The sequence below is a fragment of the Roseovarius indicus genome, assembly GCF_008728195.1.
In the GTDB taxonomy this organism is placed as follows: Bacteria; Pseudomonadota; Alphaproteobacteria; order Rhodobacterales; family Rhodobacteraceae; genus Roseovarius; species Roseovarius indicus.
Window position 1 is genome coordinate 1,311,064 of sequence record NZ_CP031598.1, and the last position, 16,456, is coordinate 1,327,519.

Sequence of the window (16,456 nt, forward strand, 5' to 3'; positions counted from 1 at the left end):
GACTCCGCCCGCACCCCTCGCCGAACCCCCGTCAACAGACAGGCCCGGCGGTCAAAATCATAACCCAAATCGATATTCAGACAGATTTTTTTAATTTGAATTTATGATCCGCGCCCATGCAATATCCCGCCACGGCGAAACGGCCCCGGAAAGCCGGGCCGATACCGGGCGATCACGTCGCCGACAGTACAGGAGACACCGAATGAACAGCGCGGGTGCAGGTTGGGCAAAGGCGGGCCACGTCCTCTGGAACGGCCTTCTCAGGCTGCAGCGCCTGATCATGCTCGCCGCCATCGTCTTCACCACCACCGCCATCATGATCGAGGTGGTGATGCGCTACATCTTCTCCTCCTCGATCATCGGCGTGCAGGAACTCGCGGCCTATTCCGCCCTCTGGCTCTACTTCTCCGGCGCCGCCTACGGCACCTACACCCGCGTCCACATCACCGCAGAGCTGACCCACCTGGTCTTCCGCTCGCCCCGCCAGATGCTGGCGCTCAAATTCCTGACGAACCTGATTTCCTTCGGCCTCCTGGCCTATATCGTCCCCTGGGGATGGCGCTATCTCGAATGGGGCCTCACCCGGCACGAGCAATCCTCCTCCACCTTCCTGGGCAGCACCTACGACATCGTCTTCTTCCAGTCCGCGATCTTCTACGGGATCGTCCTGATGACCTTCTATTTCTTCGTCGAGACGCTCCAGTGCCTGCGCGCACTCCTGTCGGGCGACGACACCCGCACCGACCTCCTGACCGACCGCCCCGAGGCCGACACATGGATATGATCATCCTCGCCTCGCTCCTGATCTTCACGCTGCTGATCTTCTCGGGCGTCCCCATCGCGCTGGGCTTCCTCGGCGCCACCGTCTTCGTCGCCGTCACCAAGGATTACGACCCCGATTTCCTGCTCCCGGCCGGCTTCGCCGCCTTCAACTCCGTCACCCTGCTGACGCTCCCCTTCTTCATCGCGGTGGGCTACCTCGTCACCGCGGGCTCCGTCGCCAGCCGCCTGATAAACCTCGCCGACGCCGTCTTCGGCCGCGTCCGCGGCGGGCTCGGCATCGTCGCCATCGTCGTCTCCTGCGTCTTCGGCGCCATCTCCGGCGCGGCGGCCTCCTCGGTCATCGCCATCGGCACCACGATGATCCCGCAGATGGAAAAACAGGGCTACCCCCGCGGCTACTCGGCGGCCCTCATCAGCTCGGCTGCCGTGCTCGCCACCATGATCCCGCCCAGCCTCGCGATGATCATGTTCGCCTTCGTCACCGGCCAGTCCGTCGCCGCCTGCTTCCTCGCCACCGTCGGCCCGGCCATCGTTCTGGCCACGCTCTTCAGCCTCCTCAACGTCATCATGGTACGCCGCATGCCCGGCGTCGTCTCGCCCAAGCCCATGTCCTTCAAGGGCATCGCCACCGACCTGCGCGACCGCACGAAACCCGCCATCGGGGCGATCATGCTGCCCGTCGTCATCCTCGGCGGCATCTACGGCGGCATCATGACCCCCACAGAGGCCGCCGCCGTCGCCGTCTTCTACGTCATCTTCCTCAGCCTCGTCGTCTACCGCGACATGAGCCTAAAGCAGATGGTCATCGCCCTGCGCGCCTCCGTGGCCAGCACCGGCACGATGATCGTGATGACCTTCTTCGCCGCCCTCCTCGGCCGCCTCTACACGATGGAGCAGGTGCCCAACCAGGTCAGCGACGTGCTGCTCTCCCTCTCCTCCGACCCGCTCGTCCTGCTGCTGCTCATCAACCTCCTGCTCATCATCACCGGCATGGTGATGGACGAGCTCAGCGCCATCCTCCTCGTCACCCCGCTGCTCTTCCCCGTGGTCCTGCAACTGGGCGTCCACCCGATCCAGTTCGCCGCGATCATCGGCACCAATCTCGGCATGGGCATGATGACCCCGCCCATGGCCGGCATCATGTACGTCGGCGCCCGCGTCGGAAGGGTCACGATCGACAAGATGATCGGCACCTCGATGATCCTGATCCTCTTCGGCTCGATCCCCGTGATCCTGCTGGTGACCTTCTGGCCGCCGCTCTCGCTGGCCCTGCCGCAACTCCTCGGCGTCGTGCGCTGAACCCTCCACCCAACCCGTTCGCTTCCAACACAAGAATGAGGCCCAAGTTGAAAATCACCGAGATCGAAATCTTCCCGGTCAGCATCCCCACGATCACGCCCTACTTCGTCTCCTCCGGCACCCTGACCGCCGCCAACTCCATCGTGATCCGGCTTCACACCGACACCGGGCTGTACGGCATCGGCGATACCTCCCCCTCGCCGCTCTTCTCGGAAGAGTCGCCCCAATCCGTCATCAGCACGATCCGCGATTTCCTGGCCCCCGCCATCCACGGCATGAACCCGCTCGAACTGGAAAGGGTCCATCAGCGCATGGATGCGGCGATCAAGGCCAACTCCTTCGCCAAGGCCGCCATCGGCATCGCCCTCTACGACCTGCTCGGCAAGCATTTCGACGTGCCCGCCTACCAGCTCATGGGCGGCCTCGTGCGCGATGAATTCCCGCTGCTCTGGCCCCTCATGGGCGGCGACGCGGAAACCAATGTCCGCGAAGCGCAGGACGCCATGAAGCGCGGCTACCGTTCGGTCATGATCAAGGTCGGCCACAACGAACCCGACATCGAGGTCGAGCGCGTCGCCGCCGTGCGCAAGACCATTGGCGACAAATGCGTGCTCATCCCCGATGCCAACCAGGGCTGGTCGCCGCAGGTGGCCATCCAGTGCATCCGCCGGATGGAGCCCTACAACGTCGCCTGGGTCGAACAGCCCGTGCCCCGATGGGATCTCGACGGCATGGTCAAGGTGCGCGAGGCCACCGGCGCCCTGATCTCGGCCGATGAAAGCCTGTGCTCGACCTACGATGCCATGGCACTGGTGAAATCCGGCGCGGTCGACGTGGTCAGCGTCAAGCTTCAGAAAAGCGAAGGCCTGCTCAAGGCCAAGAAGATCGCCGCCATCACCGAGGCCGCCAACATCCCGATCTTCATCAACAGCATGATCGAAACCGGCGGCAGCGTCGCTGCCAGCCTGCAATTCGCGGCCTCCACCCCCAACGTGGTGCCATACACCGCCGCGCTCATGTCCACCCAGCGCCTGCAAGACGACATCCTCACGCCCGGCAGCCTCGCCATCGACGGGCCCACCATCCGCGTGACCGACCGCCCGGGGCTGGGCATCGAGCTCGACGAGGCGAAACTCTCGAAATACGCCGCCTGACCCGGCCTGCCATCCCCCCGCCCGGGGGGATGGCGCCTAGCCCTTGTACGACGCATACGCCTCCAGCTTGCGCGCCAGCAGGTCCACCAGTTCCTCGGCCAGCTTCGACATCGGCCGGTGCGCCGGCGACATCAGCGACAGCTCGAGATGAATGGCCGGCTCGAACGGCCGGAACACGATCCCGCTGTATTCCTTGTACCCGCGCTGGTGGCTCAGTGCCGAAAAGCTGTCGCAGATCAGGTAACACATCCCCTCCGACACCAGCCTCAGCGCCGGCAGGACCGACTCGAACTCGAAGCGGTGGGTCAGCGGCACATCCGCTTCCTCGAAGGCCCGGCGCACCTTGGGGCCCAGCACGTTCTTCTGATGGATCAGTGCCAGCGGCCGGTTCGCCAGGTCGCGCGACGTGATCACCGGCTTGTCCGCCAGGTCGCTGGTCTCGGGAATGGCGCACAGGCAAGGCAGCGCGAACCGCCTCGCATTGATCGTGCTGCGCTCTTCCGAGGATTCCCCCACGCCGATGTCGTATTGCTGCGACGCGATCCAGTCGGTCACCACCGCCGACGACCGCATCATCAGCGAAACCTTAACGTTTGGCTTGTCTGCTAGGAACTCGGCCAGCGCATGGGGCATGAAATAGGAGGATGCGGTCGGGTTGCACGCAATGCGCAGCGTGCCCTTCTCCAGGTTGGCCACCTGCTGAATGGTCCGGCCCGCCTTGGTCAGCCTTTTGAGAACGGCCTCGGCTTCCTCTAGGAAGTAATGCGCCTCCGGCTTCGGCACCAGCCGCTTCTTCTCCCGCTCGAACAGGGCAAAGCCGATTTCCCGCTCCAGCCCCGATATGGTCGAGCTGACAGCGGGCTGCGTCCGCCCCAGGCTGCGCGCGGCCTCCGAGATCGAGCCGACGCGCATCACCTCGGCAAAGGTCTGAAGCTGGCGGATGGACAGATTCGTGCGCATCTTTACATATAAGCAGGAATTCTGTTTTCGGCGAAATAGAAAGATTAACCGGATGTTAACCTCTGGCGGGCCCGGCCATGGCCCCGTCTGACCGCTGGTCGAGGCCGGTCGCCCGGATATCATAAAGCTGATTTATGAATTTAGCGAAATTATCAATTTGGATTTCTGTATGCCCTTGCCCGATAGTGCCACCTGAGAAGCCCGCGCGCCCATCCGCAACCTGGCGCCGCTGGCTGTGAACGCACAAGGATAGCCAAGGAGGTTGGTATGACGGTTTCAGCATTGAAAGGCGCCACCCGCGCACTCGCATCGGTGGCCGTGGCGGCGGGCGTCATCGCGGGGGCGGGCCTCGCCCACGCCCAGGAGCACACGTTCAAGTGGTCGCACATGTCCCCGGTCGACTCCATCGTCGACCAGGCCACAAAGGCGATGATCGCGGAAATCGAGGAAAAGACCGAAGGCCGCGTCGCCTTCAAGCTCTTCCCCTCCGGCCAGCTCGGCGACTGGACCGAGGTCAACGAACAGGTCGTGCGCGGCGTCGTCGATTTCGCCACCCAACCCGTCTCACCTTCCTACGACCCCCGCCTTCAGATCCGGGTGCTGCCCTATTCGGTGATGAACTTCGCCGAGGTGGAAGAGGCCTATTTCGGCGAAGACGCCTACCTCTTCGACCTCATGAGCGAGATGATGGCCGAGAACGACATGACCGCGCTGGGCGTGGTGGCCCAGGGCTTCGGCGGCGGCGGCTTCCGCGAATGCCCCGAGGATGTCTTCGACACCGAGGCCAACAGCGGCCTGAAAATGCGCTTCCCGCCGGGCAACCAGGCCTGGCAGAACATGGTCGCGGCCCTCGGCTTCGAGCCCACCCCGGTGCCCTGGGGCGAGCTCTACCTCGCCCTGCAGACCGGCCTCGTCGACGCCCAGGTCGGCGGCCAGCCTTACAACACCTGGACAACCCACCGCGACGTCACCGAGTGCTGGGTGCAGTACAACACCCACTTCCAGAACTCCTTCGTCTTCGCCAACTCCGAGTCCTTCCAGGAACTCTCCGAAGCCGACCGGCAAATCGTCCGCGACGCGGTCATGACCCACGGCATGGCCAGCCTCGACATGGCCCGCGGCGAGGATCAGAAATACATGGATCTGATGGCCGAAGACGGCATCGAGGTCATCGTCCCGACCGAAGAACAGCTGGCCAGGATCGCCAAGCTCGCCCGCGAACAGGTCTGGCCCGTCATGGATGACGTCATCGGCAAGGACCTGATGGACATGATGCGCGAAAAAGCCGGCCTGATGTAAGCCGCGCGCCCTTGCGAAACCGAACCGGGCCGCCCCGAAACACGGGCGCCCGGTTCATCACGACAGGATACGACCGGATAGCGGAATGGGCTTTGACTACGCGATCATAGGCGGCGGCGTCGTCGGCCTCTCGGTGGCCTGGGGCCTGCTCAGGCGCGGCCACAAGGTCGTCGTGCTCGACGGAAGCGACGGCAGCTTCCGCGCCAGCCGCGGCAATTTCGGCCTCGTCTGGGTGCAATCCAAGGGCCTCGACCGCCCCGAATACGCCCGCTGGTCGCAACGCTCCACGGCCCTCTGGCGCAGCCTCGCCGACGAGCTACTCGCCAACACCGGCATCGACGTGGCCCTCAGGCAGACCGGCGGCTACTGGTTTTTCAAATCCGATACCGACCTCGCCGCCATGGTCGCGAAATACGAGGGCCTCAAGGCCCAGCTCGGCGGCGACTACCCCTACGAGATTCTCGACCAGGACCAGCTGCGCAAGGAAGAACCCCAGATCGGCCCCAAGATCACCGGCGCCATCCTTCACCACCAGGACGGCCACGCCAACCCGCTCAAGCTGCTCCGCGCGCTGGCCGCCGACACCCGCCGCCTCGGCGGCGAGGTGCTGACCGGCAAGACCGTCACCGCCATCACCCGCAACGGCCAGTTCCGCGTGACATGCGAGGATGGCACCGTGGTCGAGGCCGCCAAGACCGTCATGACCGCTGGCCTCGGCGCCGCGGGGATCGGCCCGCAAATGGGCTTCCGCGCCCCCGTCCGGCCCCAGCGCGGGCAGGTGCTCATCACCGAGAAACTGCCGAAGATCATCAACCGCCCCTCCCTGGTCGCCCGTCAGGTCGACGAAGGCGGCATCCAGATCGGCGCCACCAACGAAGAGGTCGGCTTCGACGACAGCGTCACCCTCGACGGCATCGCCGGGCTCGCACGCGAAGCCATCGAGGCCTACCCGATCCTCGGCCGCGCCCAGCTCATCCGCAGCTGGGGCGCCCTGCGCGTCCTCACGCCCGACGGCCTGCCGATCTACCAGCAAAGCCCCGAGATGCCGGGCGCCTACATGGTCACCTGCCACAGCGCCATCACCCTCGCAGCCGCCCATGCCCTGCTGCTGCCCGACTGGCTCGACGGCACCCAAGGCGCCCCCGATCTCGAGGTGTTCAGTGAAAGACGGTTCGACAATGCAAAGACTGGATGACCCCGCCGCCCTCGTGCAGGTGCGGTTCGACGGCACCACGCTCGAACTGGCCGAGGGCGGCAACCTCGCCGCCGAACTGCTCGCTGTCGGTGTCGCCGCCTTCCGCCGCACCCCGGTCTCCGGCGCCCCGCGCGGCCCGTTCTGCATGATGGGAGCCTGCTTCGACTGCCTGGTCGAGATCGACGGCGTCGTGCGTCAGGCCTGCATGACCGAGGTGCGCGACGGCATAGAAATCAGCCGCCCGTCGGCCGGCGCGGAGGTCTCGAATGACTGAGACCGATCTCGTCATCATCGGCGCCGGGCCGGCCGGCATGGCCGCCGCACGCCAGGCCGCCGACGCCGGGCTGTCGGTCGTCCTGCTCGACGAACAGCCAGGGCCCGGCGGCCAGATCTATCGCGATATCACCCGTGCATCCCCCACGCGCCGCGCGCTGCTGGGCAAGGAGTACGACAAGGGCACGTCACTGGCCGAGGGCCTGCAACACCCCGATATCACGCATATTTCCGGCGCGGTCGTCTGGCAGATCGAAGGCGACGCGCAGGTCGCCTACACTGCCAACGGGGTCGGCGCGCTGGTCACGGGCAAACGCCTGCTCATCGCCACGGGCGCACTGGAACGCCCCATGCCGGTGCCGGGCTGGACCCTTCCGGGCGTGATGACCGCCGGCGCCGCCCAGATCCTCCTCAAGCAATCCGGACTCGTCGTCGAAAACGCCGTCCTGGCCGGCGCCGGCCCGCTCCTCTACCTCGTGGCCGCCCAGATGTGCCGGGCCGGCACGCCGCCGCTGGCGCTTGTCGAGACCCAGGCCGCGTCAGACCGGCTTTCCGCCCTCCGTCACGGGGCAGGGGCGCTGCGGGGCTGGCGATACCTGCTCAAGGGCCTCGGCCTTCTGCGCGAACTCAGGCGGGCCGGCGTCAAACGCTACACCGGGGCCGACGACATCGCCATCGAGGGCTCGACCCACGCCGAGGCACTTCGCTTCTCCGTCAAGGGCAGGACGCACCGCTTGCCCTGCGACACCGTGCTGCTCCACCACGGCGTGGTGCCCAACACCCAGGTCGCGCGCGGCCTCGGCGTCCCGCACCGCTGGCATGCGGGGCAGGGGGCCTTTTGTCCCGAAAGGAACGACTGGGGCGGAACGCCGGTCGACGGCGTCTTCATCGCCGGCGATGGCGCCGGCATCGGCGGCGCCGAGGCTGCGGCGAACGCGGGCAGGCTCTCGGCACTCGAAATCGCCCGCCAGCTTGCGACCCTCACGCTGGCCGAGCGCGATGCCGCGGCGAAACCGCTGCGCCGCCGATTGCGGCGCGACCTTGCCGCCCGCCCCTTCCTCGACAGGGCCTATCCCCCCTATGCCGGCGCCCTGTCACCGGCCGACGACACGATCGTCTGCCGCTGCGAAGAGGTGACCGCCGGCGATATCCGCGGAATGGCCAGGCTCGGCTGCCGCGGCCCGAGCCAGGCCAAGGCCTTCGGCCGACAGGGCATGGGCCCCTGCCAGGGCCGCTATTGCGGCCTCACGGTCACGGGCCTGCTCGCGGCCGAGACAGGGCAGTCCCCGGACCAGACCGGCTATTACCGCATCCGGCCCCCGTTCAAGCCCGTGACGCTTCAGGAACTGGCGGATATCGCCCCGGATCAGCTCACCCGTGGTGATTGATGATCGTCTTGACCCGCGAAAACTCGAGCAGCGCCATCAGCCCCTTTTCCCGCCCGTGGCCCGATTTGCGTACCCCGCCAAACGGCAATTCGATCCCGCCGCCCGCCCCGTAGCCGTTGATGAACACCTGTCCACAGCGCAGGGCCTTGGCCACCCGGTATTGCCGCCCGCCATCCCGGGTCCAGATGCCCGCGGCAAGCCCGAACTCCGTGCCGTTGGCAATACGTACCGCGTCGGCTTCGTCCTCGAACGGGATGGCGGCCAGCACCGGGCCAAAGACCTCCTGCTGCGCCAGCCGGTCGGCCGGGTCCACCGGCCCGTAAAGCCGCGGGGCGACATAGTATCCCTCTTTCGGCGCCTCAGGGTCGACCTGGCCCTCGGCCATAAGGGGCGCGCCCGCCGTGCGCAGGAACTCCTCGACCCGGCCCTTCTGTTTCAGGGAGATCAGTGCGCCAAGGTCCCTGTCGGCGCCATGAGACGAGGCGACCAGCGTGCCGAACCGCTCGACAAGCCGCGCGGTCAGGGTCTCCCAGATGTCCCGATGCACCAGCACCCGCGAGCCGGCCGAACAGGTCTGCCCGCCGTTCTGAACGATCGCCCCGGTCAGCACCGGCAGCGCCTTCTCCAAATCGGCATCCTCGAACAGGATCTGGGGCGACTTGCCACCCAGTTCCAGCGTGCAGCCGATGAAGTTCTTCGCCGCCTCGGTCTGGATCATCACGCCAACTTCCGGCGACCCGGTGAAGGAGATGAAATCAATGCCCGGATGCGACGAAAGCGCAGCCCCGGCCACGTGGCCCCGCCCGGTGACCACGTTCAGCGCCCCGTCGGGAAACCCCGCCTCCTGCGCCAGCGCGGCAAGGGCCAGCACGGTCAGGCAGGCATCTTCGGCCGGTTTGACGACGGTGGCATTGCCCATGGCAAGCGCCGGCGCGACAGTGCGGCCGAACATCTGCGCCGGGTAGTTCCACGGGATGATATGCGCGGTGACCCCATGGGGCTCATGCTCGGCGGTGACCGCGTAGCCGTTGAGAAACGGAATGACCTCGCCATGCAGCTTGTCTGCGGCGCCGCCGTAGAATTCGAAGTAGCGGGCGGTCGCCACCATGTCGGCGCGCGCCTGCTTCATGGGCTTGCCACAGTCCAGCGCCTCGATCCGGGCCAACCGGTCGGCGTGGTCGTCGATCAGGCGGGCCAGCGCCATGAGCAGCCGGCCACGTTCGGTCGCCGTCAGCGCCGACCATGCCCCGCCGTCGAACGCCTCGCGTGCCGCCGCGACCGCCGCGTCGATATCTGTCGCGTCACTGTCGGCAATGGTCGCGAAGGGGGCGCCGTCGCTTGGGCAGATCATGTCGAGCGTCTTGCCCGACGCCGCGGGCTGCCAGCGCCCGCCGATCAGGTTGAGCGGGTCGGGAAGGGCAATGTCGAGGTCTTTCATCAGGGGCTCCTTTGCGGTTGCGTGGCGGGTCGCAGCTTGACCCGATTTATGTTCGAACATAATAAGGACGGCGAGGCCCGGTAGCGGCCAGACACCTATTATACGGGAGCGCGACATGCCGAACGCCATCGTCCTGCGGGAATTCGGACCGGCCGAAAACCTTGTCTTCGAAGAGGTCGCGCGCCCCGAGCCCGGGCCGGGCCAGCTGCGCCTTCGCGTCTCCGCGATCGGCGCGAATTACCATGATGTCTACGTGCGCACCGGTCTTTACCGCACGCTCGACCTGCCGGGCGTTCCGGGGATCGAACTGGTCGGCGTGGTCGAAGCGCTGGGCGAGGGGGTGACCGGCCCGGCCCCCGGCACGCGCGTCGCCTGCGTGACCGGCCGTTATGGCTGCTATACCGAGGAAGCGGTGGTGCCGGCAGAGCTGGTGCTGCCGATGCCCGATGCCGTCAGTGACGAGGCCGCGGCCGCCGGCATGCTGAAAGGGCTGACAGCCGCCATGTTGCTGACCGAAGCCTACCGGGTGGGGGCCGAAACGACCCTGCTGATCCACGCCGGCGCGGGTGGCGTCGGCCAGATCGTGACACGGTGGGCCAAGGCGCTCGGCGCGACCGTGATTTCCACCGTCGGGTCCGAAGCGAAGGCCCGCGTTGCCCAGGCGTGCGGCGCAGATCACGTCATCCTTTACCGCGAGGAGGATTTCGTCGCACGCGTGAAGGAAATAACCGGCGGCCGCGGTGTCGATGTCGCCTACGACTCGGTCGGGAAGGACACCTTCGCAGGCTCGCTCGATTGCCTTGCCCCGTTGGGGCATCTCGTGAATTTCGGCCAGGCGTCCGGCCCGGTGCCGCCGTTCGAGGTGTCGCGCCTCGCCGCCGGGTCGCATACGCTTCTGCGGCCGATCATCTTTCACTACCTGGCCGATCCCGCGCGGCGCGGACCTCTCTTCGAAATGTTGCTCGGGGCGATGGAGGCGGGCCTCGTCACACCCGACGTCGCCCTGAGCCTGCCCCTCTCCGAAGCGGCCGAGGCGCATCGGGCGCTGGAAAGCCGCGCGCTGGCAGGGGCGGTGATCCTGCGCCCGTGATCGCGCCGCGGTGGTCATCCCCTGAAGATCGCCACCGCGTCGACCCAGAACAGCCGCAGCATTTCCAGCAGCATGAGCAGGAAGGCAAGCGGCATCATCACGGCAATCGGCCAGAGCAGCCAGGTATCCGTGCCGATCTGCATCGTCCGGCCCGTGTCGACCGCCTTCATCACGAAGGTCGAGCTGAAATAGAGAATGGCGAGGTAGACCGCGATCTCGACCGCCAGCACGGCCGCCCCGAGGGCACGCGCGGCAAGACGCGGCAGATGCTCGGAGAGAAGCTCGAAGCGGGGAAACAACCCCTCGCGATGAGCCAGCGGCATCGCCCAGAACACGATCAGCGGGAACAGCACCCGCTCGATCAGGTTATAGCCGCCGGGAATGAGGTCGGTATGCAGGACATAGCGGCCGAAAACCCCGGCGACCGTGATCAGCATCACCGCAAGGATGCACAGCCCGGCTCCGATCCCGGCCATGTTCTTTTCGATCAGTCCGATTGCAGACCAGAAGCGCATTTCAAGCTCCTATCGGATATGGGCGGGCAGCCAGGTCACCAGCGGCGGCCAGAGCAGCATCGTGGCGGCCACGGTGACCGCGGCGATAAAGGCAAAGAGCGTCGTCGGCCGGAAGACCTTGGCCACCGGCACGTTCGACACGCTGGCAGCGGCATAGGTCGACAGGCCCACGGGCGGTGTCAGGAGGCCGAGCGTGATCATGAAGCTCGCAAGAATACCGAACCAAAGCATGTCGACCTGCGCGGCTTCCAGCATGGGCTGCACGATCGGGATGAGCAGGATGATCACCGCGATGGATTCCAGGATCATGCCGGCAATGAAGATGACAAGCATCAGAACGGCCACCAGCATCAGCGGCTGATCAATCATCGGCTCGGCAGCAGACAGGATCGTGCGCGGCAGTTGCGAAAAGCTCAGGAACCGCGAGAACACCTGGGCGGCGATCACCAGAAGCACCAGCATCGCCGTGACCTTGGCCGACTCGGTAAGGGCGGCGTAGATGTCGCGCAACCCGATCCGGCGCATGGCCAGCATGCCGGTCAGCGCGGCAAAGGCGCCCATGGCGCCGGCTTCGCCGACCGTGACGATGCCGCCGTAGATGCTGCCGAAGACGACGAACATCAGGAAGAGCACGAACAGGAACGAGATGATCGTGCCGGGCCCGATGGGTTCGTCCTCGATCACCGTGGCATCGCTGCCGCGGGCCTCGGGCCGGATGTCGGAAAAGGCCCAGAGGCAGAAGATGAAAACCAGGATGCAAAGGATCGCAGGCCCGATGGAGGCGATGAAGAGCGCCCCGATCGGCACCAGGGTCATGGAGCCGTAGATGATGACGATGATGCTGGGGGGGATGATGGCCGAAAGCGACCCACCAATGGCGGCCAGACCCACGGCGAAAACCTTGGTATAACCCGATTTTTCAAGCTCGGGCCCGGTAAGGACCGCAAGAGAGGCGGCGCTCGCGCTGCCTGACCCCGAAACCGCGCCGAGCATTCCGCCCGTGAGGATCGTGGCCACACCGAGCGGCAGCCGCCTTGGGCCCGCAAGACGCCGCCCGATACGGAAAAGATCGACGATCACGTTGCCCTTGAGCAGGGCCTGCGCCATCAGCAGATAGAGCGGCACAATGGAAAGCGAATAGGTCGAGGCGGTGAAGAAGATGTCCTGTCCGACCAGCCCGTGCAGCACGCGCGGCCCGGCCCACAGATAGACCCCGACCAGCCCGGCCCCGAAAAGGCAGGTTGCCACGGCCTGTCCGAGGAAAAGGGCGATGGCGAACCAGGCTCCGACGAACCAAAGCGTGAATTCATGGGACATGGCACTCTCCCCCCTGCCGATCCGGTCGGATACCGGCGGCGGCGCACCAGACGCGCCGCTGCCGTCGACTCAGAGTCCGAGATACTCGGAAATGCCGGTCGGAAGCACACCGCCTTCGGCAACGATGTACTCACCATAGAGCTTTGCCGCGGCCTTGGCAGGATGGCCCTGCGCTTCGAGCTTCTCGATCCACTCGACCCAGGTGTCCTCGGCCGCCTTGGCGATATGGGCCTGCATCTCGGGTGAAAGATCGTCGATCGCAACGAATTCCGACCCGGCATCGACGGCGACCTGGCGCACCGCGCCCACACCTTCTTCCCACTGCTGTGCCGCGTCGATCGACACCTGGCGGGCCGTCTCGTCGAAGATCTTCTGTTCTTCCGGCGACATCCGGTTCCATGCGTCCTGGGTGATCGCCAGATAGCTTTCCCACTGGCCGATCGACACGCCTTCGATCGTGTATTTCAGAAGCTGCTCCATGGAGTAACTCTTCCAGTCGACCACGGCGAGCACGATCCCCTCGATCGTGCCGCGCGACAGCGCCTCGTAGGCTTGAGAGGCGGGCATCGTGACCGGCGTGGCGCCGAGTTTCTCGAGCACGATGGTCTGAAGACCCGAGCCCGCACGCATGGGGACGCCCTGGAAATCGCCGGGCGCTTCAAGTTTCTTGCCGGTGGTCGAGATGGAATAGGCCGCGGTGGCGCCGATGCCCCAGCCGATGATGCCCTTGTCGCCGATCTCGTAGTCGTAGAACGTCTTGCCGTCGACCAGCTCGACGTCGCTGTCCATCAAGTTCTGGAACGCCCGGGTGACCATGACCGAGTCGGTCTCGTATGTCGGCAATTGCGTGACTTCGCTCAGCGGGAAGGCGCCTTCGTGGTAGGGCGCAACCAGCGGGTCGATGATGTCGACAACGCCGTTCTGCAGCGCATCGAGCTCACGGCCAAGGCCGGTCAACTCGCCCGCGAAGAACGGCGTGAAGGTCATCTCGCCACTGGTCTTCTCCTCGAGCCGTTCCATCAGCACCTCCTTGTGGGCCGAAACCCAGAGATGCGCGCGCGGCAGCGAAGAGGCGATTGAGAAATTGTCGGCGTGAGCGGCGCTTGCCAGCCCGATTGCGGTGGCGACAGCGGCCGCCCGTGTGCCGATACGGCGCACGACGTTGATGTTCATAATGGTAGTCCTCCCTAACCATCCCGACCCCTCGATCGGAACATTCGTCGGGTAACGCCGGCCCCGTCTGCGCGGTGTATTTTGGCATGATTACCCTAGGTATTATTATATTCGAACAAAATACCTCGCACAAGACATGTTGGCAAATTTATTCGGACTAAATATCATGGTCTGGACAAGTCCGCGACGCGCCGTGGATGGTGGAAGCCCCGATTCAGGAGACCATTAATGACCGACGGCAGGACTGCAACGATCCATCACTCGGTGCTGGCCGACGAATTGCAGCAGGAGATCGTCAGCGGCGCCTACAATGTCGGTGAACGGTTCCCGACCGAGGCCGATCTGCAGGAGCGTTTCGGCGTGGGCCGGTACACCGTGCGCAAGGCTTTGAAAGTGCTGACAGAGCGGGGCATGATCGCGCGGAAGCGCAAGAGCGGGTCTGTCGTCACCTCGACAAAGCCGCTCTCGCAATACATCCACAGCCTTCGCGACATCCGCGGCCTGACGGAATTCGGCCGCTCTACCGACCTTGCGATCAAGCAACAGGGGTTCGTCGTTCTCGAAAAGACCGATCAGGATACGGGCGGTCGGTATTACCGCCTGGCCGGGCTTCGCAGGCGCAAGGCTGACAACATGCCGCTTTGCTGGTCGGAGATCCTGATCGCCGAGGCCTATGCGGATATCCGTAACCAGGGCACGGGCGACGATTCTCCGATCTACGAGAAGATCCTCGAAAAGTACGAGCTGAAGCTGGGATATGTCGAGCAGAGCGTGTCGGCCATCCCTCTCAACCCCGCGATGCGCGACCTGCTGGAAGCCGGCGAGGAGGTTGCAGCGCTCATGGTCGAGCGAAAGTACTTCGAGGCGGGCGGCACCGTGTTCGAGCGGTCGCGCAACATCTACCCCGGCATGCGCTACGTCATGACCAACGTCTTCCGCGAACGCTAGGTCGCGCCGATGATCGTGTCGGCGGCTTTCTCGGCGATCACGTAGGTCGCGGCCATCGTGTTGGCCGATGGCATCGAGGGCATGATCGACGCATCGACCACGCGCAGGCCGTCGATGCCATGCACCTTCAAGTCGGGGCCGACCACGGCCATCGGATCGGTCTCGGGCCCCATGCGGCAGGTGCTGATGAAATGGAACACGGTCGAGCCGAGGGTGCGGGCATAATCGAGGATCTCGTCATCGGTCGTGACCTCTGCACCGGGGCTTTCGAGCGCGACGAGATATGGCGCCATGGCCTTGGAGTCCATCAGCTTACGGGTCCAGCGGACCGCCGAGACGATGACACGGCGGTCGGTCTCGGCAGACAGGTAATTGGGCTGGATCTCTGGTGTTTCGCGCGGGTCCAGGCTGCGGGCCCGCACGTGCCCCTTGCTTTCCGGGCGTTGTTGCCATGCGCCACAGGTCATGCCGTCATAGCTGTCGAGCAGGCCGACGATGCCTCCGGCAAAGCTGGCGGGGGCGAAGGTGAACTGGATGTCCGGCTGATCGAGCGCGGGATCGGATTTCCAGAAGGCATAGGCGAGCGATGGGCTCAGCGACAGGACGCTTGGCCGGCGCAGGGCGTATTTGACCGCTTCCATCATGAGGGGAAGGCCGCGCGTCATCCGGTTGATCGTGCGCACGCCCTTGACCCGCGCGGTCGCGCGGATGGCCCAATGATCCTGAAGGTTGGCGCCCACGCCGGGCAAGTCATGCACGACAGGCGCGCCAAGATCGTTCAGCAGGTCGGACGGTCCGACACCCGAGATTTGCAGAAGCCGTGGCGAGTTGAGTGCGCCGCCACACAGGATGACCTCTCGTTCCGCCCTTATCGTGTGTTCGGTTCCGTCTGCGCGCATCAGCACGACGCCGGTCGCACGTCGGCCGTCAAACTGGATGCGTTTCACCACAGCTTCGGAGATAAGGCGCAGGTTGCCGCGGCGGCGGGCGGGGCCGAGGAAACTGCGCGCGGCGCTGCGGCGACGCCCCCCCTCGATGACCCGCTGATAGAACCCAGCCCCGGCCTGATCGGGGCCGTTGTAATCGGTGTTGCGCGGGATGCCGTTCTCGACGGCGGCCTCGACGAAAGCGTCGCACAGAGTATGCGGCCAGTCGAGATCGGAAACCGGCAGCCCCCCCGATCGCCCGCGATAGGCGTCGTCCCCGCCCGTGCCGAGGCGCCGCTCGGTTCGGCGGAACAGTGGCAGCAGGTCGTCGTAACTCCAGCCCGGGTTGCCGCGCTGCGCCCAGCTATCGTAATCGGTCCGCTGGCCGCGGTTGTAGCACATCCCGTTGATCGAGCTCGAGCCTCCGAGGGTTCGGCCCTGGGTCGCCGGAATGGGGCGGTTCGCCGTGCCCTCACTCGGTTCTGAGGTGAATTGCCAGGTGTATCTGGGGTTCACGAGGGTCTTGATGTAGCCCGCCGGCATGTGAATGAACGGGTGGCTGTCCCGCGGGCCGGCCTCGATCACGCAGACATTGCGGGTGCCGTCTTCGGTCAGCCGGTCGGCCAGCAGGCATCCGGCGGTGCCTGCTCCGATGACGATGTAATCATGTGTCTCGCTCGCGGTCATGTCGTTCCTCT

Annotated in this window: 15 protein-coding genes; 9 read left to right on the plus strand and 6 right to left on the minus strand. The window is 65.6% G+C overall.

Annotated features, from left to right (window positions below):
* The first annotated feature begins 202 nt into the window (after positions 1–202).
* Genes RIdsm_RS06100 through RIdsm_RS06110 form a run of 3 tightly spaced genes read left to right on the plus strand, consistent with a single transcriptional unit; the run spans position 203 to position 3,236 of the window.
* A complete protein-coding gene (locus RIdsm_RS06100) occupies positions 203–784 on the plus strand; it encodes a TRAP transporter small permease (RefSeq protein WP_057814506.1) in 582 nt (193 codons plus the stop codon).
* Positions 775–2,082: a TRAP transporter large permease gene (locus tag RIdsm_RS06105; RefSeq protein WP_057814508.1), complete on the plus strand. Its 1,308-nt coding sequence runs from the start codon at positions 775–777 to the stop codon at positions 2,080–2,082. The genes RIdsm_RS06100 and RIdsm_RS06105 overlap by 10 nt, the downstream gene beginning before the upstream one ends.
* 47 nt (positions 2,083–2,129) lie before the next feature.
* Positions 2,130–3,236 (plus strand): mandelate racemase/muconate lactonizing enzyme family protein, encoded by a 1,107-nt coding sequence (locus RIdsm_RS06110; protein WP_057814511.1) that lies wholly within the window; start codon positions 2,130–2,132, stop codon positions 3,234–3,236.
* A 36-nt stretch (positions 3,237–3,272) separates the two neighbouring features.
* Here RIdsm_RS06110 and RIdsm_RS06115 read toward each other — a convergent pair whose 3' ends face one another.
* Positions 3,273–4,196 carry a LysR family transcriptional regulator gene (locus RIdsm_RS06115; RefSeq protein WP_057814513.1) on the minus strand — a complete coding sequence of 308 codons (924 nt, stop codon included), beginning with the start codon at positions 4,194–4,196 and terminating at the stop codon, positions 3,273–3,275.
* Between the two features lie 267 nt (positions 4,197–4,463).
* On the opposite strand from RIdsm_RS06115, the gene dctP reads away from it, so the two are divergent.
* From dctP to RIdsm_RS06135, 4 genes are all read left to right on the plus strand, one after another.
* The gene (gene dctP, locus RIdsm_RS06120) at positions 4,464–5,495 is read left to right on the plus strand and encodes a TRAP transporter substrate-binding protein DctP (RefSeq protein ID WP_057814516.1); all 1,032 of its coding nucleotides are present in this window, start codon (positions 4,464–4,466) and stop codon (positions 5,493–5,495) included.
* A gap of 85 nt (positions 5,496–5,580) precedes the next feature.
* Entirely contained in the window at positions 5,581–6,690 is a 1,110-nt protein-coding gene (locus RIdsm_RS06125) for an NAD(P)/FAD-dependent oxidoreductase (RefSeq protein WP_057814518.1), read from the plus strand.
* Positions 6,674–6,964 (plus strand): (2Fe-2S)-binding protein, encoded by a 291-nt coding sequence (locus tag RIdsm_RS06130; RefSeq protein ID WP_057814520.1) that lies wholly within the window; start codon positions 6,674–6,676, stop codon positions 6,962–6,964. Before RIdsm_RS06125 ends, RIdsm_RS06130 begins: the two co-directional genes overlap by 17 nt.
* Positions 6,957–8,351, plus strand: coding sequence for an FAD/NAD(P)-dependent oxidoreductase (locus RIdsm_RS06135; RefSeq protein WP_057814522.1), 1,395 nt, complete (start codon positions 6,957–6,959; stop codon positions 8,349–8,351). The genes RIdsm_RS06130 and RIdsm_RS06135 overlap by 8 nt, the downstream gene beginning before the upstream one ends.
* Here the strand turns inward: RIdsm_RS06135 and RIdsm_RS06140 are convergent.
* Positions 8,335–9,789, minus strand: coding sequence for an aldehyde dehydrogenase family protein (locus tag RIdsm_RS06140; RefSeq protein ID WP_057814524.1), 1,455 nt, complete (start codon positions 9,787–9,789; stop codon positions 8,335–8,337). The two genes, RIdsm_RS06135 and RIdsm_RS06140, sit on opposite strands and share 17 nt — an antisense overlap.
* 115 nt (positions 9,790–9,904) lie before the next feature.
* Here RIdsm_RS06140 and RIdsm_RS06145 point away from each other — a divergent pair, with 115 nt between their 5' ends.
* Entirely contained in the window at positions 9,905–10,879 is a 975-nt protein-coding gene (locus RIdsm_RS06145; protein WP_057814526.1) for a quinone oxidoreductase family protein, read from the plus strand.
* Positions 10,880–10,893: 14 nt separating this feature from the next.
* On the opposite strand, the gene RIdsm_RS06150 is transcribed toward RIdsm_RS06145, so the two are convergent.
* From RIdsm_RS06150 to RIdsm_RS06160, 3 genes are all read right to left on the minus strand, one after another.
* Positions 10,894–11,394, minus strand: coding sequence for a TRAP transporter small permease (locus RIdsm_RS06150; protein ID WP_057814527.1), 501 nt, complete (start codon positions 11,392–11,394; stop codon positions 10,894–10,896).
* A gap of 9 nt (positions 11,395–11,403) precedes the next feature.
* The gene (locus tag RIdsm_RS06155; RefSeq protein ID WP_057814529.1) at positions 11,404–12,711 is read right to left on the minus strand and encodes a TRAP transporter large permease; all 1,308 of its coding nucleotides are present in this window, start codon (positions 12,709–12,711) and stop codon (positions 11,404–11,406) included.
* A 69-nt stretch (positions 12,712–12,780) separates the two neighbouring features.
* Positions 12,781–13,884, minus strand: a complete 1,104-nt coding sequence (locus tag RIdsm_RS06160) for a type 2 periplasmic-binding domain-containing protein (protein ID WP_057814531.1) — start codon at positions 13,882–13,884, stop codon at positions 12,781–12,783.
* Positions 13,885–14,112: 228 nt separating this feature from the next.
* On the opposite strand from RIdsm_RS06160, the gene RIdsm_RS06165 reads away from it, so the two are divergent.
* Complete coding sequence (locus RIdsm_RS06165; protein WP_057814533.1) at positions 14,113–14,832, plus strand: GntR family transcriptional regulator; 720 nt, start codon at positions 14,113–14,115, stop codon at positions 14,830–14,832.
* On the opposite strand, the gene RIdsm_RS06170 is transcribed toward RIdsm_RS06165, so the two are convergent.
* Complete coding sequence (locus RIdsm_RS06170; protein ID WP_057814535.1) at positions 14,829–16,445, minus strand: GMC family oxidoreductase; 1,617 nt, start codon at positions 16,443–16,445, stop codon at positions 14,829–14,831. The genes RIdsm_RS06165 and RIdsm_RS06170 overlap by 4 nt on opposite strands.
* Positions 16,446–16,456 lie beyond the last annotated feature (11 nt).